Below are 22,604 nucleotides of genomic sequence, written 5' to 3' on the forward strand. Positions count from 1 at the left end.
ATTAAAATATAATTACAATGGCAATTATAGGAAACAAAGAATACTACAAAGGTATTGGCGACATTAAGTTTGAAGGAAAAGAATCAGACAATCCATTAGCGTTTAAATACTACAATCCAGACCAAGTGGTTGCAGGTAAAACCATGCGCGATCATTTTAAATTTTCAGTAGCATACTGGCATACATTCTGTGGAACTGGTGCAGATCCATTCGGGCCTGGAACACAAGATTTTGAATGGGACAAATCTTCTGACGCTGTACAAGCAGCAAAAGATAAAGCAGATGCTGCGTTTGAATTTACAACTAAAATGGGATTTGGGTACTACTGTTTCCATGATTTCGATTTAATTAGAGAAGGTGCTACGTTTGCAGAATCTGAATCTAGATTAGCAACTATTACTGAATATTTAAAAGAAAAACAAGCTGCTTCGGGTGTAAAATTACTTTGGGGAACTGCAAACTGTTTCTCTAACCCACGTTACATGAACGGTGCTTCTACCAACCCAGATTTTAATGTGGTTGCAAGAGCTGGCGGACAAATAAAATTAGCTTTAGATGCTACTATCGCTTTAAAGGGTGAAAATTACGTATTCTGGGGAGGTCGTGAAGGTTACATGACTTTATTGAATACTGATATGGGTCGTGAATTAGACCACATGGGTCAGTTTTTAGCGATGTGTAGAGATTATGCTCGTTCTAAAGGATTTAAAGGAAATTTCTTTATCGAACCTAAACCAATGGAACCATCTAAACATCAATATGATTTTGATAGCGCCACAGCTATTGGTTTCTTAAAGGAATATGGTTTAGATAAAGATTTCAAAATCAATATTGAAGTAAACCATGCTACTTTGGCACAACACACATTCCAACACGAATTGGAAGTAGCTGCAAAAGCAGGTATGTTAGGAAGTTTAGATGCTAATAGAGGTGATTATCAAAATGGTTGGGATACCGATCAATTCCCAAATAACATCCAAGAAACTACCGAAGCGATGTTAGTTTTCCTTAAAGCTGGTGGTTTACAAGGTGGTGGCGTTAACTTTGATGCTAAAATCAGAAGAAACTCTACCGATTTAGAAGATGTATTTTTAGCCCACATTGGTGGAGCAGATACGTTTGCTAGAGCCTTATTGATTGCTGATAAAATCATTACATCGTCTCCTTACGAGAAATTGAGAAAAGAGCGTTATGCTTCTTTTGATTCTGGTAAAGGAAAAGATTTTGAAAACGGTAAATTAAGTTTACAGGATTTATACAAAATAGCTCAAGAAAATGGCGAACTATCTTTAAAAAGTGGTAAACAAGAGTTGTTTGAAAATATCATTAATCAATATATATAATCAATAATTGATTCCGTTGATTTAAGAAAGAGAAGCTAAAAGCTTCTCTTTTTTTTGTTTATTTAAATTTCAGTTTCTCTCAAAAAAGGCTGTATAACAACCAATAAGATACATTTGGCGCCCTAGTGAATCAATAAAATACATATATTTACGACCAACTAAACTTAATCAATTTATAATATGAAACATTATTTTTTAGCTATGCAATCGGTGATGGAAAATCTGGATTGGGTAGTTTTAGGAATTTATTTCCTTGCTTTGATGGCTGTTGCTGTGTGGGTTGTTCTTCAAAAAGACAAAAACACAGAGGATTATTTTTTAGCAGGTAGAAATGTAGGATGGTTTGTTATTGGGGCATCGATTTTTGCTTCCAACATTGGGTCGGAACACGTTGTAGGTCTTGCCGGAACTGGTTTTGAATCGGGTACACCGATGGCACATTATGAGTTGCATGCTTGGATTGTTTTACTTCTGGGGTGGTTATTTCTACCTTTTTATATTAGAAGCGGTGCTTTTACCATGCCCGAGTTTTTAGAAAAAAGGTTCGACAGCCGTTCGCGATGGTTTTTATCTTTATTTTCATTAGTGGCGTATGTTCTTACTAAAGTGTCTGTTACTATTTATGCAGGGGGTATTGTAGTTTCGGAATTATTAGGAATTCCATTTTGGTACGGTGCCATAGGTATTGTAATTTTTACTGGAATTTATACGGTTGTTGGCGGTATGAAAGCAGTAATTTATACTGAAACTTTACAAACAGTCATTTTAATTTTGGGATCGGTTATTATTACATATCTAGGTCTAAAAGAAGTTGGTGGGTGGTCTCAATTGCATGAAACAGTAACTGCTGTAAGCCCCGATCATTTTAATATGTGGCGTTCTATGAATGACCCAGATTTCCCATGGACAGGATTACTATTTGGAGGCACCGTTGTAGGGATATGGTATTGGTGTACCGACCAATATATTGTACAGCGTACTTTAGCTGCCAACAATATAAAAATTGGTAGACGAGGCGCCATTTTTGGTGCTTATTTAAAATTGCTTCCCATTTTAATCTTTTTAATTCCAGGTATTATAGCATTTGCTTTAACCATTCAAAACCCAGATGTGTTTTTTGTTGAGAAAGCAGATAGAGCATTTCCGATGCTAGTAAAAACGTTATTGCCAGTAGGCTTAAAAGGATTGGTTGCAGGAGGTTTGATGGCTGCTTTAATGAGTTCTTTAGCGTCTGTTTTTAACTCATGCTCTACCATTTTTACTATTGATATTTATAAAAAATTATATCCAGAAAAAACCGAAAAGGTTTTGGTTAAAACAGGTAAAATTGCCACAGGATTCATTGTTGTTTTAGGTATTATTTGGATTCCAATTATGGAGAAAATTGGTGGTGGCGTTATGTATCAATATCTTCAAAACGTTCAATCTTATATTGCACCACCCGTAACTGCTGTTTTCTTATTGGGAATCATTTGGAAGCGTGTGAATGCTACCGCTGCCATTTCAACATTAATGGTAGGATTGGTGCTCTTAATTTTAAGATTAGGAAGCGAAATTTACTATCAACCGCAAATAGCAGCTGGAGAGATCGTAAATAATATTGCTTTTAGTTTTGCCACCATAAACTTTGCCCATATGGCGATATTCATGTTTATATTTTCCGTTATTTTCTGTATCACCGTTAGCTTAGCATCTCGAGCTCCAAATTATGAACATATAAAGGGCTTAGCTTTTGGAACACTTTCTGAAGAGCAAAAAGCCGCTAATAAAGATAGTTATGACACTATTGACATTGTTCTATCAGTGATATTAGTATTAATTGTTATCGGTGTACTCGCATATTTTACATAGGATACTGCTTTTAACAAACCATAAAAAAGGGAGGCAATAACCTCCCTTTTTTATTCTACGGTATGAACTAATTTTTTTTTATTTCATCAACCTTTTTATCCACTGCTTCACCGGCAGTTTTAATAGCTTCTCCTGTAGCTTTTACAGCATCATCAGTAGCATCAACAGCGTTATCAAGAGCTTTACCAGCTTCTTCTAGCGCACCTTCCGTTGCTTTTGCCGCATCATCTGCCGCATCTTCTATAGCATCTCCTGCATTTTCCAGCGCCTCTTCTACAGAATCAGCTTTTTTGTTATCCCTACATGAGGAGAAATTTACTCCTAGAATACATATTAAAGCGGAACATAATAAGAATTTTTTCATTGAAAATGTTTTTAGTTGTTAATTAGTTATACGCTAATAATTACATATTTAGATGATATTTACTTAAAATATTAGTTTAAATTGATATTTAAATAAAGAAATGTAATTTGTTTTTAAAAATGTATATTTGACTTATTTTTTTATTAATATGAAACAAAACACGGAGGTTACTATTTACGATTTAGCGAAAAAGCTGAATTTAGCTACTTCAACCATTTCCAGAGCTTTAAGTAGTCATCATAGTATTAGCCAAAAAACTATTGATAAAGTAAAGAAAACAGCTACTGAAATGGGATATCGCCCAAATAACTTAGCTGCTAGTTTAAGAAATAAAAAAACCAAAACCATTGGGGTTTTACTACCTACCATAGCTCAACCTTTCCTTTCATCACTAATTAGTGGTGTTGAAACGACGGCTCAAGAAGCAGGCTATAATGTTGTTATCATGCAATCGCATGACTCCTATGAAGAAGAACTGAATTTAACCCAATCTTTATACAGTAGCCGGGTTAGTGGTGTTATTTGTTGTTTAGCTATGGAGACTTCAGACACTAAGCATTTCAAGATATTCACAGATAATGGCATTCCGTTAGTTTTTGTGGATAGAGTTCCTAAACATGCGGATACCTATCGCGTCATGATTAATAATTATGAGGCTGGTTATAATGCTACTAAACATCTCATAGATCAAGGTTGTTTAAGAATTGCCCATATTACAAGAGCATCCGAATTTGGCAACATATATAGTGAAAGAAAAAAAGGCTATATAGAAGCTTTAAAGGAAAACAATATGCCTATTGACAACAAACTTATTGTAAACCTTAATTCTGTAAGCTATGAAGAAACCGAAGCGGCAACCAACAAATTACTAAACTTGAAAAATCCGCCTGATGGTATATTTGCCGCAGGAGACATGATGGCCATCAGTGCTATTCAATGCGCTAAAAAAAGAGGTGTTAGAATTCCTGAGGAATTAGCTGTGATTGGTTTCAATAACGACCCCAATTCGAGAATTATAGAACCTAATTTATCAACCATTTCTCATCCTGCTGAAAAAATGGGGCAAGCTTCTGCAGAAATTATTTTAAAAAATTTAGAACAATCTACAAAAGATGATATTAAAGCCATCACGGTTTTAAATACCGAAGTTCTTGTTCGTGATTCTTCAAAAAGAAATTAATTTATTTTATATTCCTATATCTCCCTCAATTACCATTTGATTATTTTACAGCAATTAAAACCTCTGACATTTTTGGCGCTCCTAGTTCTATACTTCGTTTCATTGGACTTGAACCACCAACATAAATTTTAAATTCCCCTGCTTCTATAGTTCTTGTACCGTCTTCTTTTACAATTTCAAAATCTTTTGGAGCAACCTCAAACTCTAGGTTTTGAGACGTACCAGGCTCCAAAGTAACTCTTTTTGTGTTTATAAGCTGAAAGTTAGGAACTGTTACCGATGCTTGTACATCTGAAATATATATTTGGACAACTTCATCTGACTTTACTTTTCCAGAATTCATGACTTTTACTTGTACTTTAACAGTATCGCTTTTTGAAATTGTTTTATTTGTGACTTTTATATCACTGTAAGTAAAACTGGTATAACTTAATCCAAACCCAAAAGGATATAACGGTTCTTCATTCATGTATTTATAAGTCCTTCCTTTCATGGAATAATCATCAAAAGCTGGTAATTGATCTAAGGATTTTGGAAATGTAATGGGCAATCTGCCAGAGGGTGATACGTTTCCAAAAAGAATATCTGCTACTGCCGTTCCACCTTCTTCCCCAGGATACCATACCAATAAAACAGCGTCTGCCAATTCTTGTACTTCAGCTAAATTCATAGGACTTCCTCCTGTAATTACAGCAACGATAGGCTTTTTGTCTTCAGGATTTTTATCGGCTGTTTCTCGTAATTGTTTAAGATAATCGACTTGGTTCTTTGGTAAATCGTAATCCAATCTATCTCCTGCTGTTGAAGAATCAATAGAATCCCCTTCCTCACCTTGCAAGGTACTCGACAGACCCAACACAACAATGGTGACATCACTACTTCCTGCATGACCAATAGCATAATTTATAGGATTTATAGATTTCTGATTTAGCATAGCACCTAACCGATATTGTAATTGACTTGTTGGAAGTATAGCGGCACTTATACCTTCTAAAATTGTGACCATATTTGAATTTACACCATAATAATTTCCTAAAAGCACTTCTATATTAGAAGCATTTGGTCCAGTAACAAAATATTTAGAAAGGTCATTTTTTAAAGGTAAAATACCATTGTTTTTTAAAAGTACCATACTTTTTTGAGCTGCTTCTTTAGCTAAAGCTCGATTGGTTTCTCCGTTTACCACATCCATAGAAATGGCATCATAAGGATTGCTTCCCTTAGGATCGAACAATCCTAATTTAAACCTTGTTTTTAATAAAATAGCTAATTGCGTATCAATGTCTTGTTCAGTTATTAAACCCTCTTTAAGGGCATCGAGTAACTGCTCATAAACCACACCGCAATTAAGGCTTACGCCACTTTTAAGTGCTAGTGCCGCTGCTTGCACTGGCGTATCCACTACGCCATGACCACCTTCATTGGCCTGCTTATAAAAATCTTCCAATGCTCCACAATCGGTTAAAACGTGTCCTTTAAAATCCCATTTATTTCTAAGAACTTCTGTTATTAAATAATTGCTTGAGCAGCAGGGCTCTCCATTTGTTCTATTGTAAGCACACATTACAGATTCAACATTGGCATTTACTAAAGCCTTAAATGCTGGTAAATACGTTTCCCATAAATCTTTTTGGCTTACTTCAGCGTTAAATTCGTGTCGCACTTGTTCCGGACCGCTATGTACCGCAAAATGTTTGGCACAAGCCGCTGTTTTTAAATAATCCGGATTGTCACCTTGTAGACCTTCAACAAAAGCCACCCCTAAAATAGACGTTAAGTATGGATCTTCCCCATAAGTTTCTTGACCACGACCCCATCTAGGATCTCTAAATATATTAATGTTTGGCGTCCAAAACGTTAAGCCATTATATTGTAAGTGAAAACCTTTTTCACTAGTAGCATTATATATAGCTCTGGCTTCATCTGAAATGGCGGAGGATACTCTAAATGCCAAATCGGCATCAAACGTAGCACCAATCCCAATAGCTTGAGGAAAAATGGTTGCTGCGCATGTACGACCTACCCCATGCAAAGCTTCATTCCAATAATCATAGGGAGGAATTTGCAATCTTTCAATGGAAGGCGTTCCATTCATCATCTGGCTTATTTTTTCTTCAACTGTCAATCTAGAAATTAAATCTTCAACTCGTTCATCTATGGAAAGTGAAGGGTTATAAAAAGGAAGTGAATCATAAACATTGCTAGAGGATATTGTTTCACTTTGTGAAGTATTATCATTCTTATTATTGCAAGAAATAAAAATTAAAAGCGGTAGAATAATTAAAGTAGCAGGAAATATTCTTTTTCTCATGATAATTGGTCCTATTAAGTTAAATTGTAATCTAATACAGTAAATGTATTGAAAAATTTTTATTTTAAATTTGATTGTTTTAGTTTTACGAATTAAATCATGTTTTAAATAAATCTTCCATATTTTAATGGTAGCTGCATTGCTAAATACATATTAATTGCACATTTTTTTGCACTTTAAAAAAAAATTGATACTACTATACAGATGAAAATTATTTATCTTTCAAACAAAATTTATGTTTAAAAAAATCATCTTTTTTCTTACGTTTTCAATTGTTTTTTGCAATAACCTTTTAGCAAATGATGGCTATAATTTATGGCTACAATATAGCTATATAGAAAACACTTCTTTAAGACAAGAGTATTTATCCGCCGTAGAAAAATTATCGCCCTCAGGAAATTCTGAAACCATACAAATAGCATCAAAAGAACTTAATAGAGGCCTTAGCAGTATGCTTGGGTCTGAGTTTTCATCCAATTCAACTAACAATAACGGCAACACTTTGATTTTTGGCGCAAAAGCTAACTTATCAGAAGAAGTGATTCTGCAATTAGGAAATGCTTTTAATGAAATAAATGAAGAGGGGTATATTATAAAATCTTTCTCTCTTAAAGGCAAAAAACATATTATTATTACTGGTAATTCTGATATTGGAATTTTATATGGAGTTTATAACTTTTTAAAATTATTGCAGACAAATAAATCAATAGAAAGGTTAAGTATTATTGATTCCCCTAAAATCAAAGTCCGTATTTTAAATCATTGGGACAATTTAGACAGAACCGTTGAAAGAGGTTATGCCGGTTTCTCTATTTGGGATTGGCATCGCTTACCGGATTACCTAGACCCAAGATATACAGATTATGCACGGGCAAATGCATCTGTGGGCATCAATGGCACCGTGTTAAACAATGTAAATGCTAATGCACTCATTTTGACTCCGCATTACTTGGAAAAAGTGGAGGCGCTTGCCAACGTTTTTAGACCCTATGGCATTAAAGTATATTTAACTGCGCGTTTTTCTGCACCTATAGAAATTGGTGGATTGAAAACAGCTGATCCATTAGATGCCAACGTTATAAATTGGTGGAAAGAAAAAACTGCGGAAATTTACAAAAGAATTCCAGATTTTGGAGGCTTTGTAGTTAAAGCAAACTCTGAAGGGCAACCAGGACCCCAAGATTATGACAGAAATCATGTTGATGGTGCCAATTTGCTGGCAGATGCCCTAGCTCCTTTTAACGGCATCGTTATGTGGAGAGCCTTTGTGTATTCTGAACATGATGTTACTGATAGAGCAAAGCAGGCTTACCCTGAGTTTGTACCTTACGACGGCCAATTCAAAGACAATGTAATTATTCAGGTTAAAAATGGTGCTATTGATTTTCAACCTCGTGAACCATTTCATCCCATGTTTGGTGCAATGCCAAAAACACCCCTAATGATGGAGTTTCAAATAACACAAGAGTATTTGGGCTTTAGCACGCACTCCATTTTTTTGCCTACGATGTATGAAGAAACCTTACAGGCAGACACCTATCAAAAAGGGAAGGGATCTATTGTAGCTAAAGATCTGGATGGCACCTTGCACAATAAAAGGTTAACCGGCATGGCGGGGGTTAGCAACATAGGTAATGATATTAATTGGACGGGCAACCCAATGCTACAAGCTAATTGGTATGGATATGGAAGACTTGCGTGGGACCCCTACTTAAGTGCTGAAAGCATTGCTGATGAGTGGTTGAGATTGACATTCACCAATAACAAAAAATTTATTGAACCCATAAAAGAAATGATGTTAAATTCTAGAGAGGCTGCTGTTAATTACATGACTCCTTTAGGCTTACATCATATTATGGATACGGGACATCACTATGGACCAGGGCCGTGGGTATCCAATCTTTCAAGACCAGAATGGAATCCTGTATATTATCATAAAGCAGATTCACTTGGAATTGGTTTTAATAGAACACCATCAGGAAGTAATGCTACTGAACAATATGCACCAGAAGTCGCAAAAGTTTATAATGATTTAAAATCTATTTCAGAAAAAGACTTATTATGGTTTCATCATGTACCGTGGGATTATAAACTTAAAAATGGCAAAACACTTTGGGATGGTATGGCATTGAAATATCAAGAAGGGGTTGACCAAGTTGCATCCATGATTAACACTTGGAATCAAATGGAAAGCTATGTTGATGCTGAAAGATATAACAATGTTAAAATGCTATTAAACATTCAATATAAAGAAGCAAAATGGTGGCGAGATGCTTGTTTATTGTATTTTCAACAATATTCTAAAATGCCCCTACCAGAAGGCGTTGAAAAACCTACACAAACTTTAGAATATTTTCAATCATTAAAATTTCCTTTTGCACCCGGGAATTAAAATGAGAGATATGATAAGAAACTAGTTATAGTAAATGAAATTAACTCATTATTTAATTATAATAATTGCAACACTTTTAATTAGTTGCTCAGGTTCAGGAGATGACGATCCTAAGGCTAATCCTATTCCCGTCCCTACACCCTCTGCAACTTTGAAAGCATCTGCGAATTTTCCAATAGGAAATATTGTTTCTGCAAGTAAATTATCTGGAACAGATACTTACTTTAGAACATTGCTAAATAAAGAATTTAATAGCATTACTGCTGAAAATGACATGAAAATGGGAGCTATGTTTACGGGGCCTGATACTTATGACTTCAGTAAAGGAGATGCCATTGTTAACTACGCCAAAACAAATGGGCTTAGAGTTCATGGACACGCCTTGGTTTGGCATGCATCCATTCCCAATTGGTTAAAAAATTATACTGGCACTGACGCTGAATTTGAAGCACAAGTGAAAGGCTATATAAAAGCAACCGTTGCCCATTTTGCTGCAATAAAAACAACAGAAGGAAAATCGGTTCTTGAAAGCTGGGATGTTGTTAATGAACATTTTACAAGCGATGCGGCGGCTGCCGTTTTTAATACTAGAATGGGAAGCGATTATGTCTCTAAATGTTTTATTTGGGCGCGTGAAGCTGATGCTGATGTAAAATTATTTTATAACGATTATAATTTAGAAAGTCAGAATTCCAAAGCTGCCCAGGTTGTAGATATGGTAAATACTTTTAAAACAAATTTAACGCCTATAGATGGTATTGGCATGCAAATGCATATTGACTATCAATATCCGGACTTAACAACATTATCAAATAATCTGACGTTGCTTAAAAATACAGGTTTATTAATTCATTTGTCTGAATTGGATATGACGGTAAACAAGGATAAAGCATTAACCTCATTAACAACAAATAGAGCAAATGCTCAAAAAGAAAAATACAAGCAAGTTGCTACAATGTACAATACACTGCCTGCAGCACAAAGATTTGGTATTACTTTTTGGGGTATGAGGGATAATGACAGTTGGCTTATTAATTTTCATAATAATCAAAATGAATGGCCTTTATTATTCGATTCAAATTATAATTATAAACAAGCATTTATAGGCTTTTTAGAAGGATTAAACAACTAAACTAAATATTTAAAATCATGAAAATAAAAAAACAATTCCTATTTATTACAGCAATACTAATTTTAGTGATTGCTTGTAAAGAAGCAAGTGTGGAAACACCTACCGAACCTGTAACGCTTAGAAACGTTTATAAAGATGCCTTTTATATTGGTACTGCCCTTAATACATTTCAAATTGATGAAACAGATTCAATAATGGCAGGCATTGTTGGTAGAGAATTTAGCAGTATTACTGCCGAAAACGAAATGAAATCAATGCAAATTCATCCAGCAAAAGACACTTTCAATTATGAATACGCAGACAAATTTGTCGCTCTTGGCGAAAAATACAATATGTTCATACATGGACATACTTTAGTTTGGCACAGTCAGTTATCTCCATGGATAAGAAACATAAAAGATAGCACAGAAATGGCTGAAGCACTTGAGAGCCATATAAAAGCAATAGTTGGCAGGTATAAAGGCAAGATTGACTCTTGGGATGTTGTTAATGAAGCATTAAATGAAGATGGTACCTTAAGAAAGTCTGTTTTCTTAGAAGTGATGGGAGAAGACTATTTAGCGTTAGCTTTTAAATGGACTTCTGAAGTAGATCCTAATACAGAATTATATTATAATGATTACAATATGGCAAACCCAGAAAAAAGAGAAGGTGCTATACGATTAGTTAAAAACATTATGGATAAAGGTATTAAAGTAGATGGAATAGGTATGCAAGGCCATTGGCATTTAAATACTCCTTCTCTTGAAGAGATTGAAAAAAGTATCGTAGATTATGCAGCACTTGGTGTAAAAGTAGCCATTACTGAACTTGACATAAGTGTTTTGCCGAATCCTAGAGATCTTGTGGGGGCTGATATAGGTCAAAATTTCGACAATAGTGAATTATTAAACCCTTACACAAAAGGCTTACCAGATTCTATTCAGGTTAAATTAGCGAATCGTTATACCGACATTTTTAAAATATTTTTAAAGCATAAAGATAAAATAAGCAGAGTTACTTTTTGGGGTGTTAATGATGGACAGTCATGGCTGAATGGCTTTCCTGTAAGAGGAAGAACCAATCACCCTTTACTTTTCGATAGAGAGTTAAAGCCAAAAAGTGCTTATGATAGCATCATTGCACTAAAACAAAGAGAAGATAAACAATCCAACTAATTAAGTACATGGGTTCAGATTCACACAAACTATCCATTAAGGAAAAAATTGGATATAGTTTAGGAGACCTTGCCGCAAACTTGGTATTCCAAACATTGGTTACTTATTTAGCCTATTTTTATACCGATATATATGGGCTTAAAGCAAATGACGCTTCGGCAGTTACACTAATTGTTGGTCTAATTGCTGCCTTTGCTTTTAATCCCCTAATGGGTGTCATAGCCGATAGAACAACTACAAAATGGGGTAAATTTAGACCTTGGATTTTATGGACAGCAATCCCTTTGGGTGTGGCTTCCATGTTGGCTTTTAGCACACCAGATTTTGCCTATAAAGGGAAGGTTATTTATGCAGTAATTACTTATACGTTATTGCTTTTACTGTATGCTGCAAACAATTTGCCTTATTCCGCTTTAAGTGGTGTTATAACAGGGGATATGAAAGAACGAAATAGCTTATCTGCTTACCGCTTTATAGCTGTAATGGGTGCTCAATTTTTTGTTCAAGTTTTCATGTACGACTTTATTTTGAAAGCAGGTAGTGGTAACAAAGCTGCAGGAATGGAAACAGTAATGACTTGGTTAGCCGTTATTGGCACCATTATGTTACTCATTACATTTTTTACTACAAAAGAACGCGTTGTTCCTAATTTAGATCAAAAATCCAGTATAAAAGAAGATTTAGGTGATTTAGTAAAAAACAAGCCATGGGTTATTATGCTTACCTTAACAACGTTGGTTTTTATAACTTTAGCTATGAAAGGTGGCTCTTATGTATACTACTTTGAAAACTATGTGGATCAAAATGAATTAAAATCGTTCTTAGACCCTTTAAAGAGTTTTTTACCTACTTTTGAAAATGAAACATCTTTAGGATTGGGCGTTTTTAATGGAGGTGGTATCCTGATTGGATTGATAGGTATTGCACTTTCCAAAAGATTTGCAGACAAATATGGTAAACGTAATGTTTTTGGTGCATCATTGTTCATTTCAACATTGTTTATAATTGCCTTCTATTTTTATCCTCCGAATGCGATTGAAATAATTTTTGCATCTCAAATCTTACACATGTTTTTCTATGGAATTAGCACCCCTATTTTGTGGGCAATGATTGCCGATGTCGCGGATTTCTCTGAATGGAAAAACAACCGTCGTGCTACCGCAATTATATTTTCTGCAATGATGGTAGGTTTAAAAGGTGGTTTAAGCATAGGAAGCGCTTTAGTATCTTGGTTTTTAGGTGTATATGGATATATAACTAAAGAAGCCGCTGTAGTAGGAATAACAACTGTGCAACCAGAATCTGCTATACAAGGCACTAGAATGCTAGTAAGTATTTTTCCAGCAATACCTTTTTTAATTGGTGTAGGATTGTTGTTTTTCTATGAGATCAACAAAAAAATGGAGACTCAGATAGAAGCTGATTTAAAAGTAAGAAGATTATAAAAAATAAATAAAATAACATATTAACAATGCCAGAAGAAGCCATTGACCATATTGATTTTGAGATTTTAAACAAAAAAGCTATTTCCAAACCTTTGGTATCTCATATTTATACCGCAGATCCATCGGCGCATGTTTTTAATGATAAAATTTATATCTATCCGTCGCATGATGTAGATGCAGGCGAAGCATTTGATGATTTAGGAAGTCATTTTGCCATGGAAGATTACCATGTAATTTCTATGGATAGTATTGATAGTGATGCCGTAGATAATGGTTTAGCATTACATGTAAACGACGTGCCTTGGGCAGAAAAACAGATGTGGGCACCAGATGCTGCGCAAAAAGACGGAAAATATTACTTGTTTTTCCCAGCAAAGGGATACGATGGTATTTTTAGGATAGGAGTCGCTGTAAGTGACTCTCCTGTCGGTCCATTTACACCTCAAGCAGAACCAATAAAAGGAAGTTATTCTATTGACCCTGCTGTTTTTGAAGATAAGGATGGAAGTTATTATATGTATTTTGGAGGTATTTGGGGCGGACAATTACAACGTTGGAAAACAGGCGTTTTTAATGCTGAACATCCAGAGAGTCCAACCGCACATCTTCCTAAAGACCATGAACCTGCATTAACTGCTAAAGTTGCCAAAATGACCAATGATCTATTGGAATTTTCCGAAACCCCAAGGGATATAGTTATTTTGGACGAAAATGGAACTCCATTATTGGCTGGAGATCATGAACGACGCTTTTTTGAAGGTCCATGGTTACACAAGTATAATGGCAAATACTATTTTTCATATTCAACAGGAGATACTCATTTTATATGCTATGCTATTGGGGATAATCCTTATGGCCCTTTTACTTATCAAGGTAAAATTTTAAATCCCGTGGTTGGCTGGACTTCACACCATTCAATTTGCGAAGTAAAAGGTAAATGGTATTTATTTTACCATGATTCAAGTTTGTCTAAAGGGGTAACTCATTTAAGATCTATTAAAGTTGCCGAAATCACTTATAATGAAGATGGCACCATTAATACTTTAAATCCTTATAGAGATTAATCATTTATAAATTTAAATTAAGAAAAAAACCCTCAAAATGAGGGGTTTTTTGGTTAAATATAAATTCCTTATCTGGTTTAATTAAGGCTTTAAACACTCTATAAACTGTAAATAATCATTATTCTTTGCTGCGATAATATATGATTTGGCACCTACTTTTATTGTAGCCATATCTTTTACATCTCCAGGAACAAAGAACCCACTCTTGGTAACGGGCACTGCTTGAAAACCACCTTTACCATTACCTTTTAGAAAAAGACCATAGCCTGCATCATTACGAGGTGTTTCGACTTCAGAAGCGTGTAAGTTTCCTGCTATCAAAGCATCTAAGTAACCATCATTATCATAGTCATCAATTAAAATCTGATTGATACTTGATATTTGAGCCAAATTTGGCAATTTATGGACAATGAACTTACCATCTTTATTTTCTAGATATATACTTGCAAACGATTTAACTTGATAATGTAATGAATTCTCCAAATCTTTCTTTGAGTAAACATCAACTAAAGAGGCTTCAGCAAACGTTTCATAATTTTTGAATTTTTCTTTAATTGAAGGTATTTGTTGGGAAGAGCAACCCCTGCCTCTTACTGGATATTGAATCCCTTCATTGTAATAACTTAACACTATATCTGTTTTATTATTCTTATCAAAATCATTCGCATAAATATCGAAAGTTTCGTATTCGTTCGCTTGGTATTTATAATTCAATCCGTTATTTCCAATTATATAATCCATGTCGCCGTCGTTATCAAAATCACCTTGATTGATGCTCCACCACCAACCTGCTGAGCCTTCATCCAGACCCATGTCTTTTGATACTTCTTTAAACCCAGTTTTTACATTCTTGAAGACACGTATTGGCATCCATTCACCAACTACAATAATATCTAGCCATGTATCATTATCTATATCTGTAATAATGGCACTTGTAGCCATTCCTAAATCTTTAAAAACATTTGGCGATACTATATCAAACTTTACAGAGTTTCCCTCACTTTTGTTGATTAGTACAAAACTATCTGCCGGGGATGGATAATTTCCTGGAACTTGCCTTCCTAAAGTTAAAATATCCGGTTTTCCATCTTTGTTAAAATCGGCAGAATAAGCCCTTGACCCACTTGTAATCATTTCAGGAAGTGCATTATTTACTTTAGTAAAGTTGCCTTTTCCATCATTTAAATACAACCTGTCCTGTAAACTTTTTGCTTTTTTATCACTTAAAAATTCATAGCCTCCACTTACTATATATAAATCATTATCTCCGTCGTTATCTACATCGATAATTAAAGCGCCTAAATCTTCCGAAACTTTATCCTCAGCAAAAAAGTTTTGTGTTTGTTTTTCAAAAATTCCTTTTGATGTTTGATAAAACAACTGACCTTCAAAACCAGAGGCGCCACCAATAAAATAATCATCTAAACCATCATTGTTTAAATCGCCAACAGCAAGTGCTGGACCAAATGTTGACATTTTATGAGGGAGCAATACTTGTGTTTCAAAATCATCAAATATATTTTCTTGGTGTTTAAATATTGGGAAAATTTGGGAAGATTCTAAAACTGTTTGAAACAAAACATCATTATCCAATTGATTCTCATCAACTGTTTGTGTTATGGCATCAGCGTACTTTAACTTTAATTTTTGGTTGGCATTTACATTATTAAGTTCTTGTATTTTTCCGTCTCCCCAAACTACTTTTAGTTTTTCTATCGTTTGAGATTGTCCTAGTCCAAAATGTAATTCCGGTGCAACAGACGATTGAAATCCGCGAGTTAAAGTTAACTCTTGCATTTGGGTTTCATCTTTATTGGTAACATACACTTTATTTCCAAGTCCGAACTTATTACCATCCTTTCCTTCAAAATTTATGGAGATGAAATTTGCAGTTTCAGAGCTTTTATTTTCAAAAAGGGTCGCAATATCATCTATATTACTTATTACTATTTCTAAATCACCATCATTATCTAAATCTGCATAGGCAACACCATTGGAAAATCCTTCTATTTCTATGCCCCACTTTGCATTTACCTTTTCAAAATTAAGGTCGCCATTGTTTTTAAACATGAAATTATCAATCTTTTCAGAAGGAATTCCTAAGCTTTTTTCTAGAATAGACAAATCTTTCTTTTCATTATCAATACTTTTGAAATAGTCGTTATGGTTTATTTCCTTTCGTGTGCCATTAGTAATATATAAATCTTTGTTACCATCATTATCAAAATCAGCAAATAACGGTCCCCAGCTCCAGTCAGTTGATGTGGTTCCTGTAATTCCAGATACGTTTGTAAAATAAGGAACACCATCATCTGTATAAACCCCTGTGTTAACCTGCATCACATTATTCATGTATTGATAATGAAATCCAGCATCAACTACATCCCAAAATAATTGAGGGTTCATACTTGCCATATTGGCCTTTTTTCTACGGTTATTGTTGGCATCCATATCTACCTGAAATATGTCAAGGTGGCCATCATTATTTATGTCGGCTATATCGGCACCCATACCATAAAATGCGGTGTGTGGTGATGCTTGTTTGGTAACTTCTTTAAACGTACCATCTTGATTGTTAATGTAAAAATAGTCAGGTGAATTAAAATCGTTAGAAACATATATATCAGCCCAACCATCATTATTTACATCACCTACAGTAGCACTTAAAGAAAGTCCAAAGTTTTTAACCCCCGCCTCATTTGTTACATTTACAAACTTTCCATTATCATTTCTATATAAATGATCAGAATCAATATCCTTAACATTATTCATGGCATATGTGTAAACTTCTACAGGTGCAGAAAACGGTGTTGGCGGATAATTGGCTACATAAACATCCAGGTCACCATCGTTGTCATAATCAAAGAAAGTAGCTTGTACACTACTACCTTTGTCATCAAGACCATACTCGACAGCTCTTTCTGTAAAAGTTAAATCTCCATTATTAATAAATAATTGATTTTGTCTTGAACCCGATTGGCCACTAACAGAACAATAGATGTCCAACAACCCGTCATTATTTACATCGGCCATTGTAACACCCGTATACCAACGATTATCTCCTCCTACGCTGGCTTGTTCTGTAATATCTTCAAACTGAAGATTACCCTTATTTAAGTACAGTCTATTTTTAACCTGATTTCCTGTAAAATAAATATCTATTAAACCATCATTATTTATATCTCCAACAGCTACGCCACCACCCATATAAAGATAGCCATATGTAAAATAATTTAAAGTATCACTCTCTGTAAGTGTATTTATAAAATCAATTCCTGTTTTAGAAACCTCAAGCTTGCTAAATATTTTATTGGCGGCATCAGTAGTATCTGATTCCTCTTTTTTTACACAGTTTTGCAAAGTGGTAAATAAAAAGAGACCAATACAAAATTTGAAAAAATATATAGATATTAATCTATTACATATTATTATTCTCATGGTAAATATTTGTATTTATAATATAAAGTAAAGATAAAAAGCAGCGTATATAAAATACGCTGCTTTAATTTAAACTAACTCAAAATAAATTAACTAATAATATCCAAAATTTTAATACCCAGGATTCTGATCTTCTGGCCCTATAGCTTCATTCGAATCTATTTCTCTTCTTGGAATGGGCCACAAAGCGTGTATGGCTTGATATCCTTGACCTGACAATTCAGTAGCAGCTAATCCCCATCTTACTAAATCATTAAAACGTGATTGCTCGCCTGCTAATTCTACTCTTCTTTCATGAATGATAGCTTCAAAAACCGCAGGTGCTGCTAGTCCAAGTGGTAAAGCAGGTAACATAACGCTTGGTCTTTGTCTAACTTGATTTATATAACCAATTGCAGCATTTTGACTACCACCTGGTCTCTTATTCTCACATTCTGCCATCATCAACAAAACATCAGCATATCTTATATATTTGAAATTGATACTAGAGTCAGTATTCTCATTCAAACGTTTGTAATAATTTTGATATTTCTTCCATCCAGCTGCTCTTACAAATCCTGGTACTGTTAAGTCGGCTGCTAACACAGTTCTTCCTCCGGTGCCACCAAAGAAATCTCCAGCAACATAAAAAGTATCATCAAATCTTGTATCACCAGTTTCATATTCAGCAAGTAAGTCATCTGCAGGATATGTATTAAACCAATCGTTAAAACCATATTCTTGTCCGCGAAGTGTAGACTCATTAGCTCCTGCACCACTAACACTACTGTTCCATAAAGCACCAGCACCTAATGTTTGATCATATTCAATTTCAAATATTGATTCTACACCATGCTCTGTTTCATCCATGAAGTTATCATAAAAATCAGGCTCTAATGAAAATAGACCATTCAATTTATTAAACTCTGCCAAAGCTAAATCATACTCTTCTTGGTATAAATATACTTTACCCAATAATGCGATAGCAGCCTGTTTTGTAGCTCTACCATTCACTTCAACTCCTTTATCCATTAAAGCGGTTGAAGCACTTTGTAAGTCTGTTATGATTAAATCATAAACAGCTGCTTTAGGAGATTTAGGCACACCATCTGTAGTAGTTGGAATATCAGTTATTAAAGGTATATCACCCCATCTGGTAACCAAAAGAAAGTTATACAAAGCTCTTAAAAACTTTGCTTCTCCAATAAATTTATCCTTTTTTGCTTGACTTATTGGAGCCTCATTTATAGCTTCAGCATTTCCTATAACAAAATTTGCTTTATTTATACCTCTATAACAGCTTTCCCAATAATCACCAATATTACCATGGTTAGCATCAAAGGTGAATTCTAAATATTGTCTTTTGTCAGCTTCTAACTGTGGATTGCCACCAGCATCACCACCCATTAAATCGTACATGAAAAAATAGGCTCTTGAGAACAAACCTATAGTTTGTAGATTAGCATAGGCTGCATTTACAGAAGATTGAATTTGAGCTTCTGTTCTAAAAAAAGTTTCAGGAGATAACTCATTCGGGTTTACCAATTCCAAATCTTTTGTACTACAAGCACTTATTATCACAATGGCAATGCACATTGAGAAAAATGCAAAAATAATTTTGTGTGTTTTCATAAATTTTTTTTTTTAATTAAAATGTAAGTTGAAGACCTAGTAAATACGTCTTAGGCTGTGGATATGCACCTCTATCTATACCATAGTCAAATAAAGCACCACTAGCAATTTCAGGATCCAAACCAGAATACTTAGTGATAGTAAACACGTTTTGACCACTCACATAAATTCTGAATTTAGAAAACATCTCTTTACCAAACATATTATTAGGTAATGTATAACCTATAGTAAGGTTTTTAAGTCTTGTGAAAGAAGCATCTTCTAAATAACGTGTAGATATTGCAAGATTTTGAGGTGCTCCTCCTGCTCTAGGCACTGAGTTAGAAGTACCAGGACCGGTCCATCTATTTAAAACACCTACTCCAGCATTAAATAACCTTGGCATACCCTCAAGATCATATATATTGGTGTTCATTAAATCTCTACCAACTAGCCCAGTAAAGAATACGTTAAAATCCCAATTTTTATAAGTAGCATCTAAGTTTAAACCAAATGTAAGATCTGGATTGGCATTACCAATAATTGTTTTATCGCTGTTATTTATAAGACCATCACCATTTAAATCTTTGTATCTTATATCTCCTGGTTGTACTGTAGTTTGGCCTGGATTAGCAGTAAATACAGCATCTACCTCAGCTTGTGTTTGATAAATACCATCCATTACTAAACCAAAGAAATGAAATAAAGGCTGACCTTCAACAACTCTTGTGATGTTTTCGCCTTCAAAACCTCCTCCGTTTAACTCTTGTATTGTACCACCTAAAGATTTAGCAGTATTTTTACTGGTTCCTAAATTTAAATTTGCAGACCATTTAAAATCGCCTTCACGATCATTATATCCTAAACTTAACTCAAAACCTGTAGTTTCAACAGAACCAACATTCCTAGTTTGATTACCTGCATTGATACCTAATGATGTAGGTGTAGGCACACTAAGTAATAAATCATCACTAGTATTTACATAGTATTCAAGTGCTGCAGTTACCTTTTCGTTAAAAAGTCCTACATCCAAACCAATATTTGATTGCACTGTTTGCTCCCACTTTAAATTAGGATTTGGTAATCCAGCAGATGTTGTACCAACAGCATTCACACCACCTATTGGGTATTGAAAATTATCAGTTAGTGTAGCACTATATAAATAATTTCCAATTCTGTCGTTACCTGAAGTACCGTGACTACCTCTTAATTTTAAAGTACTAAATGCTGAGTCGCTCATGAAATCTTCTTTAGCAATGTTCCAGCCTAAAGACACAGAATAGAAACTACCCCAACGATTATTAGCTCCAAATCTTGATGAGGCATCACGTCTGATAGAACCTGATGCAATATACTTATCCATGTAATTGTAATTCAACCTTGCTAAATACCCTAATCTATTATATTCATTAGAGTTACTACCCAAATTTGAATCTTGGTTTGAAAGTTCAATAACATCGTTAGTTATATTATTTCTACTAGTTCCATTTATGCTACTGAATGTATTTTCATATTTCTCACTAAGTAATAACAATTCAAAATTATGAGCATCTGCAAGAGTTTTCTTGTAAGTCAAACTATTAGTATATATGATTGTTTGCCCAGAAGATCTATTTCTGTTGATATTTGCAAAAGCCTGATTGTGAGTTGCTCCTAAACTATCATCATTAAATGATGGAGTAAACGTAAAGTTGTTTGTACTGAAATAATCCAAACCTACTTGAGTTTTAAATTCTAAACCTTCAACAATCTCTAACGTAGCATAGATATTTCCAATAAGACTAAATCCATTATTCAATCTAGAACCATTTCTCATGATTCTTACTGGATTTTCTGCATCTTGTCCATCACCCGCACTATTAGGTCCTTGAAAACCTCCTGGATTATTAGGGTTATATACATTATAATATGGTGCCATTTTAATAGCATGCTCTAATAATGAACGTCCTCCAGCTCCAATTTCTGGCATGGTGGAATTAAAGTTAGCAGACATTGTTTGTCCTACTTTTACTCTTCCTAAATCAAAATCACTATTTCCTCTGAAAGTGAACCTTTCGAAACCTGTCTCTATAATAATACCTTCTTTTTCAGCATAACCCGCAGAAAATCTAAAAGTACTTTTTTCGCTACCTCCAGAAACCGCAAAATCATAATTCTGTACTAAACCACTTTGGTATAATTCATCTTGCCAATTTGTGTTTACTCCAGATTGCGATGCCGGTGTAGTTGGTACTACTCCAAATGCCTCTTGAGCGAATTGTAAATATTGGGCTGTATTCAATACATCATATCGTTGATTTTGTACTTGAAACCCTGTAAATACGTTAGCGGAGAATTGAGTTACTCCTTTTTTACCTTTTTTGGTTGTAACAATAATAACACCATTAGATCCTTGTGATCCATATACAGCAGTAGTTGATGCATCTTTTAAAACGTTAACCGATTCGATATCGTTTTGGCTAATACCAGAAAGATTGCCAACAATAACCCCATCAATTACATACAATGGTGCATTGTTACCAAAAGTACCTAGACCCCTTATAGTAACAGATGGCTCAGTACCAGGAGATCCAGTATTTACAACTAAAACACCCGCTGCACGACCTTGTAATGCCTCAACTGGATTTGCTACAGGAATTGCAGCAATTTCCTCTGTTTTAATACTGGAAATAGCTCCAGTAACAGATGCTCTACTTTGAGAACCATAACCTACAACAACAACCTCATCAAGAGCTTGTAAATCTTCGACTAGTGAAACGTTAACAGTTGTTTGTCCATTTACAGGAATCCTTTGGGTAACAAACCCAACATAACTGATTACAAGTGTTGCATTAGAAGCCACATTAGACAATGTGTACTTACCGTCAAAATCGGTAGCAGCTCCATTCGAAGTACCATCAACAACAACAGTTACACCAGGTAATGGTCCATTTTGGTCAGACACAGTACCGGAAACCCTAATTTGTGCATTCATACCTGTACAAAACATAAACACAAGCAAAAGGAATCCTAAATGCTTAATGCCTTCTTTTTTAAAAAATAAAAATTTTGTCATAAAATTTAGTTTAATTTAGTTTTAGTAATTAATTAGTATTAATACTTAGTTATTAAATAAAATAAAATATGTCCTATTTTAACCAGAACATGTTTTATTTTGCCAAATATAGAAATTTTTTCAAACCAAACAACCGATTGCGTTAATTTTTTCAGTTTTTTTTCTTACTAACATTATGTTAAATTTTCAATAAGTTAATAACAGAAATATGATTGTAATCTTTATTTGATAAGTTTGATTATGGCTTAAGCTATTGGATGATTTTTTTTGTATTTGTATTCT

13 protein-coding genes are annotated in these 22,604 nt (G+C 34.4%); 8 read left to right on the forward strand and 5 right to left on the reverse strand.

Annotated elements, in window-relative coordinates; all coding sequences use genetic code 11:
• Positions 1-17 precede the first annotated feature (17 nt).
• Both xylA and CDH49_RS00190 read left to right on the forward strand, forming a co-directional pair.
• Positions 18-1,343 (forward strand): xylose isomerase, encoded by a 1,326-nt coding sequence (xylA, locus tag CDH49_RS00185; protein WP_100613314.1) that lies wholly within the window; start codon positions 18-20, stop codon positions 1,341-1,343.
• Positions 1,344-1,523: 180 nt separating this feature from the next.
• Positions 1,524-3,194: a sodium:solute symporter gene (locus CDH49_RS00190; RefSeq protein WP_239970520.1), complete on the forward strand. Its 1,671-nt coding sequence runs from the start codon at positions 1,524-1,526 to the stop codon at positions 3,192-3,194.
• 67 nt (positions 3,195-3,261) lie between these two features.
• Here CDH49_RS00190 and CDH49_RS00195 read toward each other — a convergent pair whose 3' ends face one another.
• Positions 3,262-3,558 (reverse strand): hypothetical protein, encoded by a 297-nt coding sequence (locus CDH49_RS00195; protein WP_100613315.1) that lies wholly within the window; start codon positions 3,556-3,558, stop codon positions 3,262-3,264.
• A 148-nt stretch (positions 3,559-3,706) separates the two neighbouring features.
• Between CDH49_RS00195 and CDH49_RS00200 the strand changes: the two genes are divergently transcribed.
• Positions 3,707-4,738: a LacI family DNA-binding transcriptional regulator gene (locus CDH49_RS00200; RefSeq protein ID WP_100613316.1), complete on the forward strand. Its 1,032-nt coding sequence runs from the start codon at positions 3,707-3,709 to the stop codon at positions 4,736-4,738.
• A 40-nt stretch (positions 4,739-4,778) separates the two neighbouring features.
• On the opposite strand, the gene CDH49_RS00205 is transcribed toward CDH49_RS00200, so the two are convergent.
• Positions 4,779-7,049 carry a glycoside hydrolase family 3 C-terminal domain-containing protein gene (locus CDH49_RS00205; protein WP_100613317.1) on the reverse strand — a complete coding sequence of 757 codons (2,271 nt, stop codon included), beginning with the start codon at positions 7,047-7,049 and terminating at the stop codon, positions 4,779-4,781.
• Positions 7,050-7,284: 235 nt separating this feature from the next.
• Between CDH49_RS00205 and CDH49_RS00210 the strand changes: the two genes are divergently transcribed.
• Genes CDH49_RS00210 through CDH49_RS00230 form a run of 5 tightly spaced genes read left to right on the forward strand, consistent with a single transcriptional unit; the run spans position 7,285 to position 14,239 of the window.
• A complete protein-coding gene (locus CDH49_RS00210) occupies positions 7,285-9,441 on the forward strand; it encodes an alpha-glucuronidase family glycosyl hydrolase (protein ID WP_100613318.1) in 2,157 nt (718 codons plus the stop codon).
• 34 nt (positions 9,442-9,475) lie between these two features.
• Positions 9,476-10,573, forward strand: a complete 1,098-nt coding sequence (locus tag CDH49_RS00215) for an endo-1,4-beta-xylanase (protein ID WP_100613319.1) — start codon at positions 9,476-9,478, stop codon at positions 10,571-10,573.
• Positions 10,574-10,590: 17 nt separating this feature from the next.
• Positions 10,591-11,730, forward strand: coding sequence for an endo-1,4-beta-xylanase (locus CDH49_RS00220; RefSeq protein ID WP_100613320.1), 1,140 nt, complete (start codon positions 10,591-10,593; stop codon positions 11,728-11,730).
• An 8-nt stretch (positions 11,731-11,738) separates the two neighbouring features.
• Positions 11,739-13,175: an MFS transporter gene (locus CDH49_RS00225; protein ID WP_100613321.1), complete on the forward strand. Its 1,437-nt coding sequence runs from the start codon at positions 11,739-11,741 to the stop codon at positions 13,173-13,175.
• 26 nt (positions 13,176-13,201) lie between these two features.
• Complete coding sequence (locus tag CDH49_RS00230) at positions 13,202-14,239, forward strand: glycoside hydrolase family 43 protein (RefSeq protein ID WP_100613322.1); 1,038 nt, start codon at positions 13,202-13,204, stop codon at positions 14,237-14,239.
• Between the two features lie 81 nt (positions 14,240-14,320).
• Here CDH49_RS00230 and CDH49_RS00235 read toward each other — a convergent pair whose 3' ends face one another.
• The 3 genes from CDH49_RS00235 to CDH49_RS00245 all read right to left on the reverse strand — a co-directional run bounded on the left by CDH49_RS00235 (position 14,321) and on the right by CDH49_RS00245 (position 22,322).
• On the reverse strand, positions 14,321-17,599 hold the full coding sequence (locus CDH49_RS00235; protein WP_239970521.1) for a VCBS repeat-containing protein: 3,279 nt from the start codon (positions 17,597-17,599) through the stop codon (positions 14,321-14,323).
• 189 nt (positions 17,600-17,788) lie between these two features.
• Positions 17,789-19,288 (reverse strand): RagB/SusD family nutrient uptake outer membrane protein, encoded by a 1,500-nt coding sequence (locus tag CDH49_RS00240; protein WP_239970523.1) that lies wholly within the window; start codon positions 19,286-19,288, stop codon positions 17,789-17,791.
• A gap of 16 nt (positions 19,289-19,304) precedes the next feature.
• Positions 19,305-22,322, reverse strand: a complete 3,018-nt coding sequence (locus tag CDH49_RS00245) for a SusC/RagA family TonB-linked outer membrane protein (RefSeq protein ID WP_239970524.1) — start codon at positions 22,320-22,322, stop codon at positions 19,305-19,307.
• Positions 22,323-22,604: the final 282 nt, after the last annotated feature.

Source organism: Confluentibacter citreus (genome assembly GCF_002807055.1).
GTDB lineage: Bacteria > Bacteroidota > Bacteroidia > Flavobacteriales > Flavobacteriaceae > Confluentibacter > Confluentibacter citreus.

Coding starts and splice junctions, on each gene's coding strand:
- xylA (WP_100613314.1), top strand. CDS start 18: ATGGCAATTATAGGAAACAAAGAATACTACAAAGGTATTGGCGACATT.
- CDH49_RS00190 (WP_239970520.1), top strand. CDS start 1,524: ATGAAACATTATTTTTTAGCTATGCAATCGGTGATGGAAAATCTGGAT.
- CDH49_RS00195 (WP_100613315.1), bottom strand. CDS start 3,558: ATGAAAAAATTCTTATTATGTTCCGCTTTAATATGTATTCTAGGAGTA.
- CDH49_RS00200 (WP_100613316.1), top strand. CDS start 3,707: ATGAAACAAAACACGGAGGTTACTATTTACGATTTAGCGAAAAAGCTG.
- CDH49_RS00205 (WP_100613317.1), bottom strand. CDS start 7,049: ATGAGAAAAAGAATATTTCCTGCTACTTTAATTATTCTACCGCTTTTA.
- CDH49_RS00210 (WP_100613318.1), top strand. CDS start 7,285: ATGTTTAAAAAAATCATCTTTTTTCTTACGTTTTCAATTGTTTTTTGC.
- CDH49_RS00215 (WP_100613319.1), top strand. CDS start 9,476: ATGAAATTAACTCATTATTTAATTATAATAATTGCAACACTTTTAATT.
- CDH49_RS00220 (WP_100613320.1), top strand. CDS start 10,591: ATGAAAATAAAAAAACAATTCCTATTTATTACAGCAATACTAATTTTA.
- CDH49_RS00225 (WP_100613321.1), top strand. CDS start 11,739: ATGGGTTCAGATTCACACAAACTATCCATTAAGGAAAAAATTGGATAT.
- CDH49_RS00230 (WP_100613322.1), top strand. CDS start 13,202: ATGCCAGAAGAAGCCATTGACCATATTGATTTTGAGATTTTAAACAAA.
- CDH49_RS00240 (WP_239970523.1), bottom strand. CDS start 19,288: ATGAAAACACACAAAATTATTTTTGCATTTTTCTCAATGTGCATTGCC.
- CDH49_RS00245 (WP_239970524.1), bottom strand. CDS start 22,322: ATGACAAAATTTTTATTTTTTAAAAAAGAAGGCATTAAGCATTTAGGA.